The organism is Gemella sp. oral taxon 928, from assembly GCF_001553915.1.
Classification (GTDB): domain Bacteria; phylum Bacillota; class Bacilli; order Staphylococcales; family Gemellaceae; genus Gemella; species Gemella massiliensis.
On sequence record NZ_CP014233.1, the window covers coordinates 681,284 to 701,203 of the forward strand.

Sequence of the window (19,920 nt, forward strand, 5' to 3'; positions counted from 1 at the left end):
AATTGCTTAAAACACTACATTATGTTAGAATAATAGACGGGCACTCTGAAAGAGTGAAATTAAGGAACAGTCCCCCTACTTAAAAATAGTAGGGGGTTTTATTATTTTTAAAGGAGAATGCAATGACAAAATATATTTTCGTAACAGGTGGAGTAGTATCATCATTAGGAAAAGGTATAGTAGCTGCCTCAGTAGGTAGAGTGTTAAAAAACAGAGGATTAAAAGTAACTTTGCAAAAATTTGATCCATATTTGAATGTTGACCCGGGAACAATGAGTCCATATCAACACGGAGAAGTATTTGTAACGGAGGACGGAGCGGAAACGGATTTAGATTTAGGACATTATGAACGTTTTATTGATGTAAATTTAGGGCAATATTCAAACGTAACTGCGGGGCGTGTTTATTCATCAATTATTGAAAAAGAACGTCGTGGAGATTATTTAGGAGGAACAGTACAGGTAATTCCTCATGTAACTAACGAAATTAAATCACGTGTTTTATTAGCGGGTGAATCAAGTGATGCCGATGTTGTTATTACAGAAATCGGCGGTACGACAGGGGACATAGAATCATTACCGTTTGTAGAAGCTATTCGACAAATTCGAAGCGACTTAGGGCGTGAAAATGTTTGTTATATACATTGTACTTTGTTACCTTATATTAAAGCTGCTGGAGAAATGAAAACAAAACCAACTCAACAATCAGTTAAAGAATTGCGTGGGTTAGGAATCCAACCGGATATTATCGTCGTTCGTAATGAACTTGCGTTAACAGATGAGCTGCGCGCAAAAATCTCATTATTCTGTGATATTCCAAAACAACATGTTATAGAAAGTAGAGATGTTAGTAATTTATATGAACTACCGGTTAATTTAAAGAATCAAAAAATCGATGATATTGTTTTAAAACACTTCAATTTGACAGCACCGGAAGCAGATATGACAGAATGGTTATCATTAGTAAAACGTGTTGATAATTTAAAAGATACTGTTAAAATTGCTTTAGTCGGAAAATATGTTGAATTACATGACGCATATATTTCAGTTGTAGAATCATTAAAACATGCAGGATATAAATATAATGCAAAAGTGGAAATTGATTGGATCCAATCAGAAGATATTACAGAAGAAAATGTATATGATTATCTAAAAGATGCAGACGGAATTTTAGTACCGGGAGGCTTTGGAGATAGAGGTGTTGAAGGGAAAATCACAACAATTAAATATGCACGTGAAAATAAAGTGCCTTATTTCGGTATTTGTTTAGGAATGCAGCTTGCAGCAGTAGAATTTGCACGTAATGTTTGTGGACTTACCGGAGCACATTCATCAGAACTTGATCCGAATACTCCATACCCAATTATTAACTTACTGCCGGATCAGGAAAATGTGGTAGAGATGGGGGGGACTTTACGTTTAGGAAGTTATCCATGCGTTTTAACAGAGGGAACTAAAGCACATAAAGAATATAATGCTTTGGAGATTACTGAACGTCATCGTCACCGTTATGAATTTAATAACTTTTATCGTGAACGTTTAATGGAAAAAGGATTAGTTTTATCAGGTGTAAGTCCTGACGGTCGTTTAGTAGAGGTCATTGAATTGCCGGAACATCCATGGTTTATCGCAGGACAATTTCATCCGGAATTCAAATCACGCCCTGAAAAATCACATCCATTATTTGCTGGTTTTATTAAAGCAAGTTTAGATAATAGAAAATAAAATTATGAATTTAGAAAATTTGATAAAAGAATTTGAAAAAAATGCTAATCCAACCCAAGCGAAATTTATGGAAAAGTATATGAAAAATAAGTTTTTGTTTTTTGGTATCCAAGCTCCGAAAAGAAAAGAATTATGGACACCATATTTTAAAGAGGCGAAAAAAACCAAAAGTATTGATTGGAATTTTATAAAATATTGTTGGGAATACGATAAACGAGAGTGCCAATATATAGCAGGATATTATTTAAAAACAATGCAGAAATTTTTGGTAAAAGAAGATTTACCTAAACTAAAATCCCTTGTTGTTACAAAATCATGGTGGGATAGTGTTGATATTCTTGATAGGGTTATTGGAAGCCTTATTAGTCGTTATTCAGAATTGGAAAGTGTAATTTTAGAGTGGAGTAAAGATGATAATATTTGGCTTAGACGTGTCGCAATTGATCATCAATTATTAAGAAAAGAAAACACCAACGTAGATTTATTAGAAAAAATACTAATAAATAATTTAAATCATACGGAATTTTTTGTAAATAAAGCAGTAGGATGGGCATTAAGAGATTACTCAAAAACAAATCCTAAGTGGGTAAAAAGTTTTATAGAAAAATATCATAAACAGATGTCTAATCTTAGTATAAAAGAAGCAGGTAAATATTTATAGATTAAAATAAAAAGTATATTTTAGAGATTTCTAAAATGTACTTTTTATTGTATAATAAGTAAGAAAATTATTTTAGGAGGAACAATATGGGTAAAAAGATTTTATATTTTGTATATAGTGTTGTAGCATTGCTACTGTTATTCTTAGTAACCTCTCTAAATAATAAAACCAATACAGAATATATAGATTTTAAAGATACGGTGAATATTAATGAAAATTATTCAATACCTGAAGATATAGTAACAATAGGAATTATATCTGTAACCGGTGGAAATAAAGGTTACGTGTCTGAAAAAGAATTGGTAAGTTATATCGGTAAAAAGCTAAATAAAAAAGTTAAATTGGTTCAGAAAAAAAGTTATAAAGAAATAAATACCTTATTAAAAAATAATCAAATAGATATAGCCTTTTTATCGACAGGTGCTTATTCTTTATATGAAGATAAAAAAGATTTAGAATTAATAGCCAGACCGAACAGAGGAAAAGCATACTATCATCCGATAATTATTACCAGAAAAGATTCCGAAATAGAAAATTTTGAAGAATTAAATAATAAAAATTTTGCTTTTGTAGATAATTATAGTTATTCAGGTTATTTGGCAGTGAATAATTACTTTAAACAACAAAACACAACCATTAATAAATTTTTTAATAATAAATATTATTTTACATATAGTCATGAAGATTCTATAAAACAAGTACTTAGCGGAGTAGTTTACGCAGCGAGTATAGATGACTGGGCATTGCAAAATCTAGCAAATGAAGATTCTAATATAAAAGATAATATAAAAGTAATAAAAATATTTCCGGAAGTTGCAACCGGACCGGTAGTAACGCATAAAAATTATAAGGATAAAGAAAAATTAAAGAATATTTTATTTAATATAGATAAAGATAGCACTATAAAAACAGTATTAGAAAGATTACAAATTAAAAATTTTGAAGATACAAAAATAGAAAACTATCCAACTCTATTAGAAGAGGTTAAAGATGTTAGGTAAATTAAAAATAAAAAATAAAATTATAACTTTTTTTATTGTTATCTATACTATATATACCAGTATAATTTTATCCTATACTTACAAAAATAATAAAATTATTTTAGAAGATGCTATGAAAAATAGGATAAACCAAGTATATTATCAATTATCAAGTATGCTGTCTGAAGATATTCGAACAAATAATACATATGAAATTCATCAAAAAATTCAAAATCTCAGTTCTAATAAGGAAGTTTCATATATTATTATTTATGACAATGAAAAAAATGTTTTAGGAAAAACCTTAAAGGAACTGCCTAAGAAGTTATCAGAAGTGAAAGTGGAGAATGATAAATTTAGAATATACCGAAGCAATAATGGGGAAATTATGGATTTTACTTCCGGTATAGATGAAGTAAATATAGGGTATATACGAATAGGATTTTACACAAAAGAAATATACAATTTAACTTATCTTGAGTTTATAAAAATAATAGCATTAAACGTTATAGTTTTTGTATTTTTGTTAATAATAGCATATCGCATATCAAAAATGATAGAAAGACCGGTCGAAGATTTAACAAAAGTAACAAATGAAATAATAAATAAAGGTGATTATAAAAACAAAGTTAATAAATACAGTTATAGCAAAGACTTTTATGAGTTAGTAGATTCCATAAATGAAATGGTAGAGGATAATAGAAGTAATAAAAAAATAAATAATCATTTATTAAATAAAGTTTTTAAGGTTCAAGAAAAAGAAAGAGCAATGCTTTCACGAGAGCTTCATGATGAAGTAAGCCAATCTTTAGCCAGTTTATTGTTTCTATTGAGTAATTTAATTGAAAAGGAAAAAGATGAAACGAAGAAAGAAAGGTTAAATTTAATAAAAAATGAAATAGAACAAAGTTTAACAAATATAAGAAATATTGCGGTGAATTTAAGACCTGCCAGTTTGGAAGAACATGGTTTAAAAGAAACAATTTTAAAATACATTGAAGATTATAAGGAACTCTATAATTTAGATGTTTCATTTGATACCAATTATATTGATTTAAAAAATAGCAATTTTGATATAACTATTTATAGAATTATTCAAGAAACCTTAACAAATATAAGAAAACATTCACAGGCTACAAAAGTTGATATAAAATTTTATATTAATTCGGATTATATATCGTTAGCGATTTCGGATAATGGTGTAGGATTAACTTTAGATAGGGTGGAAAAGGCAAGAAAAGAAGGTAGATTAGGAATTTATGGAATTCGAGAAAGAGTATTGGATTTTGACGGTCAATTTGAATTAGATAATAATTTAGAATATACAACCATTCTAAAATGTAAATTTAGAAGAAATATGGTGGAGGAAAAAATTGATGAAAATATTACTTATAGATGATCATAAATTGATAAAAATAGGAATTAAAGTGTTATTAGAAGATCATTATAGTAAGGAAGTAGTAGAAGATTGTTCAACAGTAGAAGAATCAATAGAAAAGATAAAAAACATGAATTATGATTTAATAATTTGTGATATATCATTATCGGACGGAACAGGATATGACATATTAAAAAAAGTAACTGAACTGAATATTAATTCAAAAGTTTTGGTTTTAAGTATGTATGAAGATAAAAACTATGTAAAAAAAGCTTTGAGATTAGGCGCTAGAGGCTATATAACAAAAAGTAATGCACATGAGGAAATATTAACAGCAATAGATAGAGTTATGAATAATGGTGAAATATATATTAATAAGAAATATAGTGGTATTTTTTATGAATTATATCAAGAAAAAGCAATATCTGAACTTAGTGAAAGGGAAAAAGAAGTGGCAAAATATATTTTAATGGGATATACTTTAACTGAAATAGGAGAGAAATTATTTTTGAGTGTAAAAACGATAGATACTTATAAAAAGCGTCTTATGGAAAAAACTAATACAAAGAAACGAAGTGAATTAGTGGAATATTTAAAACATAATATAATGTTATAAATTACTTATAAATAAAATGGTTATTTTTACTAATAAAAAGAAAATTACAGGATTTATTTAACAGCATAAAAAGATATAAAAGCTATAGATAGTCGGATAAATACCGAGTCTATAGCTTTTATAATATTATTTTGTTTTAGTTTCTAACTGTTTAGAAGTTTTTTTGAATAGTGTTAAACCGATGAAGATAAATGCCAAAATACAAGAAAGAATTAACGCATAAAAACCACCGTTCCAGCCGAATAGATCAACAAGTTTACCCATTACATAGCCTGCACTGGCAGAACCCAGCAGATACCCAAATAATCCGGTAAGCCCTGTTGCCGTTCCTGTAGCGACACGTGGGACAAGATCGGCAGCTTGTAAACCGATCATCATAACAGGTCCATAGATTAAAAATCCAATAGCTACAAGACAAGCATTGTCAATAAGCGGATTGCCCGGAGGATTTTTCCAGTAAATAAACACAGCAATAAGTACACCAACTAAGAATAATAACATAGGGGGAGCACGGTGCCCTTTAAACACTTTATCACTCAAATACCCGCTGGCTAACATTCCAAATATACCGGCATATTCATATAGGAAATAAGCCCAACTTTGTTTATCAACTGAGAAGTGTTTAACTTCTTTTAAATATGTAGGTGCCCAGTCAATAATACCATAGCGTACAAAGTATACGAACACATTAGCGATAGCTATAGCCCATAAAAATTTATTATTAATAATGTATTTAAAGAAAATATCCTTAGCTGATAATGTGTGAGCAGATTCGATTTTTTCTATAATTTTTTCACCTTTCCATTCATCAACAGGAGGTAAACCTTCTGATTCCGGAGTATCTTTCATTAAATAGAACATAATAATTGCCAGAATGATTGCAATTATTGCAGGTAAGTAAAATAATGATTGCCAAGCACCGAATATAGATAATCCTAATAGTGCAAGAGGTCCTATTAATCCTCCACCAAGATTATGAGAAATATTCCACCAACTCCACCAAGCACCACGTTCTGAAGTTGAGAACCAGTTTGTCATTGTTTTAGCTCCCGGAGGATACCCCATACCTTGAAACCAACCGTTAAGTGCGGATAAAACAATCATAAATGTAAGCGATGAAAGTACAGCCGGCACTAACCCGAATATTAAACTAACAAGTGCAGAAGCAACTAATCCGATAGTAATAAAATACTTGGGATTGCTTCTATCCGATACGTTCCCCATAATAAATTTACTAAATCCGTATGCAAGAGATAAAGCAAGAGAAACTTTACCTAAATCAGCTTTAGTATAACCATATTGATCAATTAAATATGGAATAGCAAGAGAAAAATTCTTCCTTATTAAATAGTATGCTGCATACCCTATAAATACACCGGAAAATACTTGCCATCGAAGTTTTTTATATTCAGCGTCCGTCCTAGAATTTTCAATTCTGGGTTTAGGGGTAGATGCCTTAAGAAATGAAAACATATTTTTGTTTCCTCCTTGGTTAAAATATTTTTAATTTGTAACTATAATTATAGAAAACCAGAAAACGATTGTAAAGTTTATAAATCAAAGTTTTTGAGAATTAGAAAAAGCCTTACATTGAATGTAAGAAAATTTCTTACATTAAAATCGTTGACAAGTCAACAATTATGAATTATACTAATTAGGAAAACTATTGACTTATCAATAATTAAAAGGAGTAATTATGGAAGTAGAAGAATTTAGTGACTTACTGTATAACTTAAAGATAATCAATCAACAACTGACGTATTTATTTGAAAATGAAATGGGCGTTAGTCTAACACGTTATCAAATCCTTATGTATTTAAAGGAAAATTCACCGTGTATTCAACGAAAATTATGTGATACATTGCAAATAGATGGCGCAGCTATTACAAGACATTTAAAAATTTTGGAACAAGGAGGGTATATTAAACGAAGTAGAAATGAACAAAATAATAGAGAAATGAATGTGGAGATAACAGAGTATGCTAAAGTGAAAATTGATAACTGTGAGAAAGAATATGACTTAAATAATATATTAAATTCGGAATTTACACATGATGATTTAAAGAATTTAGTATCATTATTAAATAAATTTTAAAAAAATATGAAATAAAGAGGTATTGAAATGAATATTATATCAACAATTTTAACAGTATTGGTAGCACTATTGTTTTTTTATATTATGTATTTAGAAACATTTGCGACAGATTCTCAAAGTACAAGTAGGGTATTTAATATAAGTCAAGAAGAATTAAGAAGACCGGCTTTAAATATATTGTTTAAAAATCAAGGGATTTATAACGGTTTGCTGGGTATTGCTTTATTGTATGGAGCATTTATTTCAAATAATGCTAAAGAAGTTGTAGCTATGTTATTAATATATATTATTTTAGTAGCAATCTATGGTAGTTTAACAAGTGATAAAAAAATCATTTTAAAACAAGGAGGATTACCAATTTTAGCATTAATTTCATTGCTTTTTTAAAATGTAATATAATAGGTAAAAAAATTAGTACACATTAAGTATTAATTTTTTTATTTTGTAATAATAAACTTACTAATTGGGAATAATTATAATGCAAATAAGTAATAACGTTAATATACTTTATAAATGATTTTAAACAAACTGTTAAAGTTAGATATTGTGAGATAAAAATATTAAAGGAAATTTAATAATATTTGTGTCTATGATATTATTATGTATATTATTTATTACATATAATTTTTTATAAAACGCTATAAAAAAACTGGCTTTATAAATTGATATGTTATAAAATAAAGGATGATGATAATAATTTAATTAGGAGGTAAGTATTATGAAAAAAGAGCAAGGTCATCAGTTTTTAAAAAAACTCGGTAAAAAAAGACTAAGGCCCGGAGGAGTGACAGGAACAAATTTTTTATTAGCACATACTAATTTTAAACCGGGAGATAGTGTTCTTGAAGTAGCTTGCAATAGGGGAGTAAATCTCTTGGAATTAGCCGGTAAATATCCGGCGACTGCATTTATAGGGATAGATGTTGATAAAACATCAATACAAGAAGCAACAGAAGTGGCGGTAAAAAAAGGATTTAAAAATATTAAATTTTTACGTGCTGATGCTTTTCATTTAGAATTTCCTGATAATAGTTTTGACTATGTAATTAATGAAGCGATGTTAACAATGTGTAGTAATAAAAGTAAAGACAGAGCACTTAAACAATATTTTAGAGTATTAAAACCGGGAGGATTATTATTAACACACGATATAATATTGATAAATAATTATGAAGAAACAAGAAAAATATTGTCAGATTCAATAAACATCAATGTTTTTCCACTTCCAAAAAATGAATGGAAAGAACTATTTGAAGAACACGGTTTTAAAATTGTAAATTCTCTTCAAGGTGAACTTACTTTAATGACTCCGGAAGGAATGGTTAAAGATGAGGGAATAGCTAATACATTACGAATCGTAAAAAATGGTCTAAAACCTGAGAATAGAGAACAATTTATAAAAATGAAAACGACATTTGGTAAATTGAAAAACGATATGAACTACGTATGTTTTATCAATAAAAAAATTAAAAATGACTAAAATAAAGGAGTATTTAAAAATGAAAATAGGAACTATTTTTAATGAAGCAGGATTATTAAAAACACATGATAGATTTAAATTGGTAAAAAAAGTTGGGAATAAGGGTGATAAAATACCTAAACATAATCATCCGGAAGCATTAGTAATATTTATAGTTGTTAAGGGAAAAGTTGAGGTACATCTTAATGAGACTGAAACTCACATAGTAGAACCGGGAAAAGTTTTGCATTTTGATGGTGATAATTATATTAATGCAGAATTTTTAGAAGCGGGCGAAGTATTTGTTACATTAATTCATAAATAGTGATAAAAATTTGATAAGAATTTTAATAATAAATAAAGGGAGAGTAATAATATGTTAAATCAAGTAATATTGATTGGAAGATTAGTAAAAAAACCGGAATTAAGAGAAAGTGAAAGTGGGAAAAATTATTTAAAAGCAACATTAGCAGTGCAATCTGATTACAAAAATAAAGATGGCGAATATGAAACAGAATTTTTAGAATTTACCACCTTTGGGAAAAATGCGGAAAATACGGTTAAATATTGTGATAAAGGTAGTCTACTAAACATAGTGGGAAACCTTAGTAACAATGTTTATAAAGATAAGAACGGAGTTAATCATTATCAATTATCTATAATTGCTAATAAAGTTTCGTTTTTAAGTAGGGGAAATAAAAAAGAAGAGCAAGCCGGTGATGTTTTTGTGTTAGGGCAATAAAAAATTAAATTAATGAAAATCTTTAGTGTTATAATTGATAAAACACTAAAGATTTTTGTTTGGTTTAATAATACAAAAAAGAGGAAAATATATATATATTATTTTACAAATATTTCAGCAAGGGTTAGTAGTGGTATTAGGCTCGTTTTTGTCCTTTGCGGTTGATTTCTTAAGGTTGCCATTATTATAGAATTAGCAACAAAAAATATTTCGTATATAAGTATATAATTTATTATACATAAAATATATTGCTAATATTCTATATAAATAGACTGAATACGGGTGGTTTTATTTAACAATCTGTATTATAGCTTAGTGAATATATTATTAAAAATGAATTTTCTCTATTGACAAGCCCAAAAAACTATACTATAATTAGAACCATAAAATTAAATATATGCCTCACGAAATGAGTGAGGTAGAGGTCGCGATTTTTAATAGTATGATAATTGAAAGTATAGGGCTTTATGACATTATCAGAAAGGAAACGTCGCCGAAATGGTATTAATCCTATATTAATATTGTTGGGACTATACTTAATAGGTATAGGACTGTCATAGCCATGTTGTGCTATGTTGAGCTACTAGTATCTTGTTTTGGAGAGATAATTGTTGAAGTATGACTCCGTACAAATATGGTAGATGTTGTGCTTTTTTATTTTTATCTAAGGAGGTTTTATAATGACAAATAATAATAGCAACGCAACAGAAGTAAAAAGAAATCTTAGATCACGTCACATAAGTATGATCGCTATTGGTGGTTGTATCGGTAGTGGATTATTTATGACGAGTGGTCAAGCGATTCATAGTGCCGGACCGGGAGGTGCGATTGTCGCATACCTTTGTATCGGTCTTATGGTGTATTTTTTAATGACATCTTTGGGTGAGATGGCTACGTATTTACCGACTTCAGGGTCGTTTAGTACATATGCTTCACGATATGTGGATCCGTCATTGGGGTTTGCCCTTGGGTGGAACTACTGGTTTAATTGGGTTATTACAGTAGCGGCAGACGTAGAATTATCGGCGTTGGCAGTCAGTTATTGGGAACCGATGCGTATTTTACCAAGCTGGGCTTGGAGTATAATTTTTCTGGCATTAATTATCTTATTAAATTCTTTGAGTGTAAAAGTCTACGGTGAAAGTGAATATTGGTTTGCATTAATTAAAGTAGTAGTAGTTATAATATTTTTAGTAGTAGGTTGTTTAACAATTTTTGGAATTTTGGGCGGTCCTTATATCGGATTTAAAAATTTGACTATAGGAGATGCTCCGTTTATTGGAGAAAATAATTCATTATCAGGACAGATTTTAGCAACACTCGGTGTATTTTTAATTGCCGGATATTCTTTCCAAGGTACAGAATTAATCGGTATTACAGCTGGAGAAAGCGAAAATCCGGAAAAAAGTATCCCAAGAGCTGTAAAACAAGTTTTTTGGAGAATATTAATTTTTTACGTGCTGGCTATTTTGGTAATAGGATTACTTATTCCATATACTTCACCGGACTTATTAGGTGCCGGCAGTACAGAAGAAATAGCAAAATCACCGTTTACCATAGTGTTCAAAAACGCCGGTTTTGCTTTAGCCGCCAGTGTAATGAATGCGGTTATACTAACTTCTATTTTATCAGCAGGTAATTCAGGATTGTATGCTTCAACAAGAATGCTTTATGCTATGAGTAAAGAAAAATTAGCATATCCGATATTTAGTAGAGTAACTAAATATGGTACACCGGTTATTTCTTTGCTTACTACCGCTGCGGTAGTGTTTGTAATTTTTCTGGTTCAACTTACTAATCAAAATGCGTATACTTATATCGTGGCAGCCAGCGGGCTTACCGGATTTATTGCTTGGTTAGGAATAGCAATTAGTCATTATCGTTTCAGAAAAGCATATACAGCCCAAGGGAAAAATTTAGAAGATTTGAAATATCGTGCAAAATGGTTCCCGGTTGGTCCAATTATTGCTTTAGTACTTTGTATTATTGTAATTGTTGGACAGGATACAGAATTAATAACAAAAGGTATAGTAAATTGGAGCGGTATGCTAACCACGTATATGGGAATTCCGATATTTTTATTCTTCTATATATATCACAAAGTAAAATATAAAACTAAAATTATTCCACTAAACGAGGTTGACTTATCTCAAGATGTGGAAACTAAATAATAAATAATAGACATCTTTGATTTTATATCGACCCCAAAAAGTTAGATTTTCTTGGTCTAACTTTTTGGGGCGATGTATTCAAAGGTGTTTTAACTTAAAATTTAATAAAATATAACAAATTTGTTAGTTTTTGTGGTATGATAATAGGGATAAAGAAAATTTTAAAGAAGGAGGAATTTCTGTGAATCTTGAATACCCTTATGACTATAAAAATGTTGAAGATATGGCAAGAAAATATTTATCGCAAGAGCAGATAAATATTATAAAAAAATCATATGAATTTGCAAAAATTGCACATGAGAATCAATTTAGAAAATCAGGAGAACCTTATATCTTGCACCCTATTCAAGTTGCAGGGATTTTGACGGAACTTAAATTAGATTATGCCACTATATGTGCAGGTTTTTTACATGATGTAGTAGAAGATACTAAATTTACATTAGAAGATATTCAAAATGAGTTTGGCGAAGATATTTCCGTAATAGTGGACGGCGTTACAAAATTAGATAAGGTAAAATTTCGCTCTAAAAGGCAATCTCAAGCAGAAAATCATCGTAAACTTTTTGTAGCAATCGCTAAAGATTTAAGAGTAATATTTGTAAAATTAGCCGACAGACTTCATAATATGAGAACCCTTAAATACATGAGGGAAGAAAAACAACGTGAAATAGCCAGCGAAACATTAGAAATTTATGCACCACTTGCTCATAGATTAGGGATAAGTTCGATAAAATGGGAACTTGAAGATACATCATTAAGATATATGTATCCCGCACAATATTTTTCTATTGTCGGTATGATGAAACAAAAACGTAGCGCAAGAGAAGAGAGCATAAGAGAGGCGTGTTTTAGTATTACCGAATTGCTAAGGGAGAATAATATTAAAGCTCAAGTAAACGGAAGACCGAAACATATTTACAGTATTTATAAAAAAATGATAAAACAAAATAAAACGTTTGATCAAATTTATGATTTATTAGCTGTACGTGTATTGGTAGATAGCATTGCTGATTGTTATGCAACTTTAGGACTTGTAAATAACTTGTGGGTTCCTATCCCCGGGCGGATTAAAGACTATATAGCGATGCCTAAACCGAATATGTATCAGTCGTTACATACGACAGTAATAGCACCTGACGGACAAACACTTGAAGTACAAATTAGAACTTATGAAATGCACGAAATAGCTGAAAAAGGTATTGCTGCTCACTGGGCATATAAAGAAGGTAAAAAAGTCAATAAAAAAAATAATTTTTATGAAAAATTAAATTGGTTTCAACAAATGGCTGCTAACGATGAAACTGAAACTACAGCCGAAAGTTTTATGGAATCTCTAAAAGTAGATTTATTAAGTGATAAAATATATGTTTTTACACCGAATAGCGATATCATAGAATTACCTAAAGGCTCATGTATTGTTGATTTTGCTTATGCTATTCATTCAGAAGTCGGAAATAAAATGATCGGAGCGACAGTAAATGATAAGATAGAACCGTTTGATTATAAATTATCTACAGGAGAAATTTGTGATATTAGAACGAGTAAAAATTCTACCGGTCCGAAACGTTCATGGCTTGATATAGCAACATCTTCTCAGACAAAATCAAAAATAAAATCGTTCTTTAAAAAAGCAGCTAGAGAAGAAAACCTAATAAAAGGTGAGATACTTCTTAAAGATGAAATTAAGGCAAATAATTTTGATATTGATGAAGTGTTAACGCAAGAAAATATAGAAATTGTTTTATCTCGGTATAAATTTGCCAGTATTGAAGAACTTTATGCTGCGATCGGATATGGTGGTCTTACTGCCAATAAAGTTGTAACTCGTTTAACTGAAAAACTTCGGAAAGAAAGAATGGCACAAGCTAAACTGGAGAAATTGGTAAATGCGGAAGATGATAATAAAAATATTATTACGGAAACCGGTGTCTATGTAAAGGGTGTTGATAATATTTTAGTAAGACTATCTAAATGTTGCCAGCCAATTCCGGGGGATGAAATAGTCGGTTTCATAACAAAGGGGCGTGGTGTTACAGTCCATAGAAGTAATTGTCCGAATCTTAGTGAAGAAGATAAAGATAGATTTTTAGATGTGGAATGGGTACAAAGTCTTAATCATAGACATTATAGCGTTACATTACAAATCCATGCTTTTGATAGAGATTTATTATTACAGCAAGTATTATTGACATTAAATGAGAGTAGGGTAGAAATAAAAAAACTTAATTCTGAATCTAAACTTAATAAAACATGCGTGATTAATTTAGGAATCTATGTAAAAAATGTTGATGAATGTGATTTTATTATAAAAAAACTAAGACAATTGTCGGATGTTTATAATGTGGAAAGAATAGTAAAATAGGTGAAATATGAAAATAGTATTACAAAAAGTAAAAAAAGCAAGTGTCAGTGTTGATGAGAAAATTGTCGGTACTATAGGTAAAGGGTATTGTCTTTTAGTTGGAGTTCATAAAGGGTCAACGAAAGAAGATGCAAAGTATCTTGCGAAAAAAATAGCGGAAGCTCAATTGTTTGAAGATAAAAATGAAAAATTAAATTTGGGATTAAAGGATGTTGGAGGAAGCATCTTATCGGTATCTCAATTTACCCTTTATGCTGATACTAAAAAAGGTAAAAGACCTAGTTTTACAAATGCGGCAACGGCAGAAAAAGCAAAAGAATTGTATGAAGTCTTTAATGGATATTTAAGGGAAGAAGGTGTCAATGTAGAAACCGGAATATTTCAAACTATGATGGAAGTAAATATAGTAAATGACGGTCCGGTTACTATTATTTATGAAAAATTATCGGCAGGAAATTAATGTATGAAAATAAGAAGAACAAATAATTCAATTTTATTATTAATGTTAGGGTTGATTACCTTATTTTGTTTGTTTGGAGGAATGTATTATTTTTCAAAAAAAATAAATCCGCAAAACATGAATGAAGAAAATAATCTGGCTATATCTAAAGAAATAGAAGTTAGGACAGGACCTGATGACTCCTATCCGTCGCTTAAAAAGATTTTTGCCGGTGACAATGTGAAAATGTTAAGCAAAATGGATGCTTGGTATGAAGTGGAAACTAACGATAAGTATGTAGGTTGGATACCGGGGTGGGCGATATTAGGAAGTGATATAAAAAGTCCGGAAGATAAAAATAAAGAAAAACTTGCTACGTACACCGTAGTAATAAATCCAATAATAAAAAAAGAAGAACAGCCTGATTATAAAAATATTTACCCCAAAAATTATAATTTAGAAATAGCAAAAAAATTACAAAAAAAATTATCGAATGACGGTGTAAAAGTAATATTAACGAGAGAAAATAACGATGTTATTCCGACAAAAGATGAAATTAAGAAAATTTCAGTAGATAATAAAGCGGATGTATTACTTGAATTTGATGTAAACAATGCAACAAATAAAAATAGTGAGGGACTTAAAATACATTATTTAACAACAGAATCATCAAGGATAGCCCGTGCATTAGAAAAAAACTTAAAAACAAGATATATTTCTAAAATATCTTCAGCGGAAAAACAAAGTAACTTTGATCAATTAAGCGAAAATTTACCACAAGTAAAAATTATATCAGGTAATTTAGCTGATAAGGTTGATGTAGATATACTAAATGATAAAATATTTAATGAACAGTATATTACAGCATTAAAAGAAGGTGTTGAATCTTATTTATATTATCTTATTAATATTGATAATTACAATGCCAAGAGAAAAGAGCAGCTCCTAAATCTTCCACAAAAAGGGTTGAATATACCGATGTATTATACTAAACAAGATAATTATAGAAATATTTCATATGGTTTAGACGGTAAGAAAACAATAGAAGAAAATGGAGATGCGATTGTTTCCTTAGCAATGATAGCTAATTATTTAATTGAAGATAATTCGCCAAGTGTTGATGATATTGTGAATTGGGCAGGTAATAAGTATTATATTAAAAATCAAGGAACATATGGAAGTATTGTTTCAGCATTTGCAGACAAGTATAATCTAAAAGTGGAAAAAGTTGATATTGGTAAAATAGAAGATATTGAGCAGGCATTAAAAGATAATAAACCTATTTTAGTACGAATGAAGAGTGGATTGTTTGGGGATAAGGCAACGTATAAAGTTATTCGTGGTTATGAAGATGAAAAATTTTATATTAATGATCCAAATGATGATGATGTTAAGTTGAATAGTTATAACGGATTTACCAAAAATGATGTGGAAAATAATTTATTACAAGCGTGGGCATTCAGCAAATAAAAAATAGTAGGAGCAGAAATTTTTCTGTTCCTACTATTTTTTAAGAATTTTAAATGTATTTAATAACTATAAATAAAAGCGTTTGATATATATATGATATATTTGAAGTGAAAGTTAGATAAACATATTAAAGAAAAATTAAAGGTGAGTAAAATATTTTAAACAATTTTAATAATAGTAGTTTTATTTGGAATGGAAGGAGCAACTCATTTATCAAATACTTAAGTGAGAAATATAGGAGAATAACATGAGTAAATATATTAAAATAAAAGAAATAATTTTTTATTCTATTTTTTTCTTGATATTATATTTTGTATTAAGAGATTTAAAAGAATTAGTTGAATTTTACCAATTTGATACAAATGCATCGGATTTAACAGCTGATGGGGTGTCACTGAGAAATAGTTTTTTCTCCTCAAGTTATGATCCGGCTGTAATGTACAGAGCGATAATTGATTATACTATTTTATTATTACCTTCGATGATAGTAGTTGCTTTATATAAATATAATAAAATAAAAAATAAGAGTTTTAAATATTTAATTGGAAAAAGTAGAAGTATAAATAAATATTTACTTACTTTTTTACCGGTTGTATTTTTCTATGTTGTACTATTGGCATACACCGTAGTATGCTATATTCTGACATGATTTAAAGTAAGAAAAGGTGCTAATTTTGATGATTTTGTACCGGAAAATAATATCTTTAGTTTTGTTAATGGGCCATTTTTCGGATATATTGTTCTATTGGTAATATTTACCGGAATGTACATATTTTTTACAACAATGCTTTTAATAACATTGATAGATTATGGGTATAATTATATTTATTTAATAATAGCATATATTCTATCACTTTATGTAGTTAGCGATTTTCTAAAAATGTATATATCAAGATCACTGGGGATAGAAGGGTCTATTTCTTGGTTTAGTGGAGTTGCATTTAGCAATATTCAGATGTTTATTTCGTTTATTTATATGGGGATAATATATTTATTGTTTAAATTAACGCATAAGAAAGAATTTTAAAATGAGTAGATTGAAAAATTTATATGGATATAGTATAGCAATACCGGTCTTTTATGGACTGATGTTTAATGTTAGGGAAATTTCACAAATAACTTTTAGTAAGTTTATCAGATATGATATGCACAAAATTTTTGATGAAGATAGACAGATAATTATTGAACAAGTAATCTTATTGTTAGCTTTATATATGGCGTTTTTTTATGTATATAGTAAGGTTTTATCAGTAAATATAGAAAATTTTTAAAAAATGATAAGATATAAATGTACAAGTATATTGGATTTAGAAATAAAGACATTTTCTTTTTTCTTTAAAATATTCTTTAGGGATGCAGTAATATTTTTATTTGTATTGATAATAGCGTATACGATTAAAACAAAAGATATAAATTTATATAACTATTACAACGGTATTGTAGATATAGCAAAGTTGCCTTTATTATTGTTACTTGGGTTAATAATATTTACGTTTTTCAATATTAAAAAAACAGAAAGATTTTCGTTGATATACATATTAATTATATTGTATATATTTTTCATTAATTATTTAAGTACTATGATTTTGTTTTGGATATATATAATAGTTGTAATAATGATAGTAATAAAAAAAATATTGTTGAATGAAGAGGTTTAAATATGTTAGGAATACAAAATGGTTTAAAAAAATATGGATCTAAGATTATTTTTGAAAATCTTAATTTAAAATTCTTGAATGGTAAAATTTACGGTTTGGTTGGAGAAAATGGTAGTGGAAAAACTGTAATAATGAAATGTTTATGTGGATATACTACTTTAACAAGCGGTAATGTTTTTCAAGATAATAAAAAAATACGTAATAAAAATAATTTTATAGAAGATGCAGGAATTATTATAGAAAATCCAAAGTTTACGGAAGATTTTACCCTTTATGAAAATTTGAATATTATAAAAAATTTGTCCGACAGTAAAAAAGAAATTGATATATCGTATTGGTTGAAATTTTATAATGTAGAGAAGTATAAGGATAGAGAATATAGACAGTTATCGCTTGGAACAAAACAAAAAATGCTATTAATACAGGCTTTTATGTCAAATCCCACAACTCTTATTTTAGATGAATGTTTCAATGGATTAGATGAGGTTTCTGCAAATAAAACAAGGGAATATATTAAAAATTATATAAATCCAAATCGTTTAATTATTCTTACAACTCATATAAAAATGGATATAGATATGTTATGTGATGAGGTAATATATTTATAGTTTTTTTATAAAAAAATATATTAACTAACCTTGACAAAAAGGAGAATTTTATATATAATAGTTCACATGGTTAACTTTTTAGGGCTCTGTGTCAAATACGGGGCATGAGAAAAAATAAGGATAAAATGCTAAGCAATGCAGTGTTGCTTGGCATTTTTCAAAACGCCCTTAAAAGAAATATTATTTTTATACTCAGAAACAAATAACCTAGAAACAACTAAAATGCGTAATCTAAAGTTATAAAAGCTATTATAACCATAAGAAACTCTCTTTAAAACCTTTATCTTATTATTAATACCCTCCAAAGAACCATTAGAAATAGAATACCTAACACTATTAAGCATATACCCTTTATGTTTTCTCATAGTATTAATAGCCTTACTAACACCATCAGATAAATCGATAGTAGATTTTTCAATTAATTCTTTAAACTCCAACTCATTTCTATACCTTATTGCATATCTAATATCCTGAACTCTCTCATAGCTAGCCTTAAATATACAATCTAATCCTAATAAATAATCTAAAATATCACGTCTAGTAACTAAACTCCTAAAACTCCTATTAAAGAAAAACCTACCATGAGTAACATTACTTTCATCTTCTAATATTAACTTCCAATTATTTTTTAAAAGAGTATAATTAATACCTTTTTGTTTTTTGTAAATATTCATTAGCTTAACTCTAGTTCTATTAAGTTCTCTATTAACATTTTGAATAATATGAAACCTATCTATAACAATTTCAGCATTAGGAAACTTATTTCTAATCAACTTCATATAAGGAGTATAAATATCAATACAAATAGCCTTAACATTACTTCTAGCCTCTTTAGAAAATCTGGAAAAATAATTATTTAAAATATACTCAGTTCTACCATCAACTATATCAATAATCTCATGAGTTAAAGCATCTAAAAAAATAAAACTCATACCATTTTTACTATCTTTAGTAAACTTTAACTCATCAAAGCATAAATACTCAGGTAAGGTATTATAGTTAAGAATGTCTACATGGGATTTACATTTATAAAGAGTTCTTATAACAGTATTAACCGATACATTATTCATTTTGGCTATTTGTTTAAAAGATAAAGTATCAGCTAAATCACTCATTATAGAAAACTTAACATTTTTAGAAATACTACAGTATTTATCTACAAAAGAAGTAGTAGCTACAAATTTTTTATTACAAGTTTTACACTTGAAACGTTGCTTTCTTAGTTCCAAATAAGCAGGGATACCTGATATTTTTAATAGATTAATTCTAGTAAGTTCATTAAAGCCGTTTTTAACTACAGTATAACCTTTATTAAGACAACCACAGCATTCACACTTCTTGGGTTTATATGTTAAGGTACCTTTGAATACAAAGTACTTTTGATTATTTTTTATAGTTTCGTTATGTGTTTTCTCAATAGTTATATTTTTATCTTTTATTTGTAGTAGGTTTTTAATGAATTCTCCCTCTTTTATTTCTTTTGTTTTTGTGTTAAAATTATTCATGACAGATATCCTTTCATAGTTTATTTTTTTTTGCACTTTAATTATATTGGAT

The 19,920-nt window shown here is 28.5% G+C and carries 19 protein-coding genes and 1 riboswitch; of the genes, 17 read left to right on the forward strand and 2 right to left on the reverse strand.

Annotated features, from left to right (window positions below; genetic code table 11):
- Positions 1-122: 122 nt before the first annotated feature.
- The 5 genes from AXE85_RS03015 (at position 123) to AXE85_RS03035 (ending at position 5,359) form a co-directional block, all read left to right on the forward strand.
- The gene (locus AXE85_RS03015; RefSeq protein WP_062173077.1) at positions 123-1,724 is read left to right on the forward strand and encodes a CTP synthase; all 1,602 of its coding nucleotides are present in this window, start codon (positions 123-125) and stop codon (positions 1,722-1,724) included.
- Positions 1,725-1,728: 4 nt separating this feature from the next.
- Positions 1,729-2,385 carry a DNA alkylation repair protein gene (locus tag AXE85_RS03020; RefSeq protein WP_062173078.1) on the forward strand — a complete coding sequence of 219 codons (657 nt, stop codon included), beginning with the start codon at positions 1,729-1,731 and terminating at the stop codon, positions 2,383-2,385.
- 86 nt (positions 2,386-2,471) lie between these two features.
- On the forward strand, positions 2,472-3,386 hold the full coding sequence (locus AXE85_RS03025; RefSeq protein WP_062173079.1) for a PhnD/SsuA/transferrin family substrate-binding protein: 915 nt from the start codon (positions 2,472-2,474) through the stop codon (positions 3,384-3,386).
- Entirely contained in the window at positions 3,376-4,764 is a 1,389-nt protein-coding gene (locus AXE85_RS03030) for a sensor histidine kinase (RefSeq protein WP_062173080.1), read from the forward strand. Before AXE85_RS03025 ends, AXE85_RS03030 begins: the two co-directional genes overlap by 11 nt.
- Positions 4,742-5,359, forward strand: a complete 618-nt coding sequence (locus AXE85_RS03035) for a response regulator transcription factor (RefSeq protein ID WP_062173081.1) — start codon at positions 4,742-4,744, stop codon at positions 5,357-5,359. The genes AXE85_RS03030 and AXE85_RS03035 overlap by 23 nt, the downstream gene beginning before the upstream one ends.
- A gap of 126 nt (positions 5,360-5,485) precedes the next feature.
- Here AXE85_RS03035 and pgtP read toward each other — a convergent pair whose 3' ends face one another.
- Positions 5,486-6,832: a phosphoglycerate transporter protein PgtP gene (gene pgtP / locus AXE85_RS03040; RefSeq protein WP_062173082.1), complete on the reverse strand. Its 1,347-nt coding sequence runs from the start codon at positions 6,830-6,832 to the stop codon at positions 5,486-5,488.
- Positions 6,833-7,055: 223 nt separating this feature from the next.
- Here pgtP and AXE85_RS03045 point away from each other — a divergent pair, with 223 nt between their 5' ends.
- The 12 genes from AXE85_RS03045 (at position 7,056) to AXE85_RS03105 (ending at position 18,363) form a co-directional block, all read left to right on the forward strand.
- Positions 7,056-7,454 (forward strand): MarR family winged helix-turn-helix transcriptional regulator, encoded by a 399-nt coding sequence (locus AXE85_RS03045; RefSeq protein WP_062173083.1) that lies wholly within the window; start codon positions 7,056-7,058, stop codon positions 7,452-7,454.
- Between the two features lie 27 nt (positions 7,455-7,481).
- The gene (locus tag AXE85_RS03050) at positions 7,482-7,841 is read left to right on the forward strand and encodes a DUF1304 domain-containing protein (protein ID WP_062173084.1); all 360 of its coding nucleotides are present in this window, start codon (positions 7,482-7,484) and stop codon (positions 7,839-7,841) included.
- 331 nt (positions 7,842-8,172) lie between these two features.
- The gene (locus tag AXE85_RS03055; protein WP_062173085.1) at positions 8,173-8,934 is read left to right on the forward strand and encodes a class I SAM-dependent methyltransferase; all 762 of its coding nucleotides are present in this window, start codon (positions 8,173-8,175) and stop codon (positions 8,932-8,934) included.
- A 19-nt stretch (positions 8,935-8,953) separates the two neighbouring features.
- Positions 8,954-9,238, forward strand: a complete 285-nt coding sequence (locus AXE85_RS03060) for a cupin domain-containing protein (protein WP_062173086.1) — start codon at positions 8,954-8,956, stop codon at positions 9,236-9,238.
- Between the two features lie 51 nt (positions 9,239-9,289).
- Positions 9,290-9,655 (forward strand): single-stranded DNA-binding protein, encoded by a 366-nt coding sequence (locus AXE85_RS03065; RefSeq protein WP_062173087.1) that lies wholly within the window; start codon positions 9,290-9,292, stop codon positions 9,653-9,655.
- Positions 9,656-10,066: 411 nt separating this feature from the next.
- Positions 10,067-10,246: riboswitch (Lysine riboswitch) on the forward strand.
- Between the two features lie 89 nt (positions 10,247-10,335).
- The gene (locus tag AXE85_RS03070; RefSeq protein ID WP_062173088.1) at positions 10,336-11,826 is read left to right on the forward strand and encodes an amino acid permease; all 1,491 of its coding nucleotides are present in this window, start codon (positions 10,336-10,338) and stop codon (positions 11,824-11,826) included.
- A 181-nt stretch (positions 11,827-12,007) separates the two neighbouring features.
- A complete protein-coding gene (locus tag AXE85_RS03075) occupies positions 12,008-14,188 on the forward strand; it encodes a RelA/SpoT family protein (protein ID WP_062173089.1) in 2,181 nt (726 codons plus the stop codon).
- A gap of 7 nt (positions 14,189-14,195) precedes the next feature.
- Positions 14,196-14,648 (forward strand): D-aminoacyl-tRNA deacylase, encoded by a 453-nt coding sequence (gene dtd, locus AXE85_RS03080; RefSeq protein WP_062173090.1) that lies wholly within the window; start codon positions 14,196-14,198, stop codon positions 14,646-14,648.
- 3 nt (positions 14,649-14,651) lie between these two features.
- Positions 14,652-16,097 carry an N-acetylmuramoyl-L-alanine amidase gene (locus AXE85_RS03085; RefSeq protein ID WP_062173091.1) on the forward strand — a complete coding sequence of 482 codons (1,446 nt, stop codon included), beginning with the start codon at positions 14,652-14,654 and terminating at the stop codon, positions 16,095-16,097.
- Positions 16,098-16,344: 247 nt separating this feature from the next.
- The gene (locus AXE85_RS03090; RefSeq protein ID WP_062173092.1) at positions 16,345-16,746 is read left to right on the forward strand and encodes a hypothetical protein; all 402 of its coding nucleotides are present in this window, start codon (positions 16,345-16,347) and stop codon (positions 16,744-16,746) included.
- Positions 16,747-17,125: 379 nt separating this feature from the next.
- A complete protein-coding gene (locus AXE85_RS03095) occupies positions 17,126-17,368 on the forward strand; it encodes a hypothetical protein (RefSeq protein ID WP_062173093.1) in 243 nt (80 codons plus the stop codon).
- Positions 17,369-17,757: 389 nt separating this feature from the next.
- Positions 17,758-18,363, forward strand: coding sequence for an ATP-binding cassette domain-containing protein (locus tag AXE85_RS03105; RefSeq protein ID WP_062173095.1), 606 nt, complete (start codon positions 17,758-17,760; stop codon positions 18,361-18,363).
- A gap of 128 nt (positions 18,364-18,491) precedes the next feature.
- On the opposite strand, the gene AXE85_RS03110 is transcribed toward AXE85_RS03105, so the two are convergent.
- Complete coding sequence (locus AXE85_RS03110; protein WP_062173096.1) at positions 18,492-19,868, reverse strand: ISL3 family transposase; 1,377 nt, start codon at positions 19,866-19,868, stop codon at positions 18,492-18,494.
- Positions 19,869-19,920: the final 52 nt, after the last annotated feature.

Excerpts from the sequence above, each read along its gene's own strand:
- AXE85_RS03045 (WP_062173083.1), top strand. The coding sequence starts at position 7,056 with ATGGAAGTAGAAGAATTTAGTGACTTACTGTATAACTTAAAGATAATC.
- AXE85_RS03090 (WP_062173092.1), top strand. The coding sequence starts at position 16,345 with ATGAGTAAATATATTAAAATAAAAGAAATAATTTTTTATTCTATTTTT.
- AXE85_RS03020 (WP_062173078.1), top strand. The coding sequence starts at position 1,729 with ATGAATTTAGAAAATTTGATAAAAGAATTTGAAAAAAATGCTAATCCA.
- dtd (WP_062173090.1), top strand. The coding sequence starts at position 14,196 with ATGAAAATAGTATTACAAAAAGTAAAAAAAGCAAGTGTCAGTGTTGAT.
- AXE85_RS03030 (WP_062173080.1), top strand. The coding sequence starts at position 3,376 with ATGTTAGGTAAATTAAAAATAAAAAATAAAATTATAACTTTTTTTATT.
- AXE85_RS03050 (WP_062173084.1), top strand. The coding sequence starts at position 7,482 with ATGAATATTATATCAACAATTTTAACAGTATTGGTAGCACTATTGTTT.
- AXE85_RS03015 (WP_062173077.1), top strand. The coding sequence starts at position 123 with ATGACAAAATATATTTTCGTAACAGGTGGAGTAGTATCATCATTAGGA.
- AXE85_RS03025 (WP_062173079.1), top strand. The coding sequence starts at position 2,472 with ATGGGTAAAAAGATTTTATATTTTGTATATAGTGTTGTAGCATTGCTA.
- AXE85_RS03095 (WP_062173093.1), top strand. The coding sequence starts at position 17,126 with ATGAGTAGATTGAAAAATTTATATGGATATAGTATAGCAATACCGGTC.
- AXE85_RS03055 (WP_062173085.1), top strand. The coding sequence starts at position 8,173 with ATGAAAAAAGAGCAAGGTCATCAGTTTTTAAAAAAACTCGGTAAAAAA.
- AXE85_RS03085 (WP_062173091.1), top strand. The coding sequence starts at position 14,652 with ATGAAAATAAGAAGAACAAATAATTCAATTTTATTATTAATGTTAGGG.
- pgtP (WP_062173082.1), bottom strand. The coding sequence starts at position 6,832 with ATGTTTTCATTTCTTAAGGCATCTACCCCTAAACCCAGAATTGAAAAT.
- AXE85_RS03110 (WP_062173096.1), bottom strand. The coding sequence starts at position 19,868 with ATGAATAATTTTAACACAAAAACAAAAGAAATAAAAGAGGGAGAATTC.
- AXE85_RS03105 (WP_062173095.1), top strand. The coding sequence starts at position 17,758 with ATGTTAGGAATACAAAATGGTTTAAAAAAATATGGATCTAAGATTATT.
- AXE85_RS03060 (WP_062173086.1), top strand. The coding sequence starts at position 8,954 with ATGAAAATAGGAACTATTTTTAATGAAGCAGGATTATTAAAAACACAT.
- AXE85_RS03035 (WP_062173081.1), top strand. The coding sequence starts at position 4,742 with ATGAAAATATTACTTATAGATGATCATAAATTGATAAAAATAGGAATT.
- AXE85_RS03070 (WP_062173088.1), top strand. The coding sequence starts at position 10,336 with ATGACAAATAATAATAGCAACGCAACAGAAGTAAAAAGAAATCTTAGA.
- AXE85_RS03065 (WP_062173087.1), top strand. The coding sequence starts at position 9,290 with ATGTTAAATCAAGTAATATTGATTGGAAGATTAGTAAAAAAACCGGAA.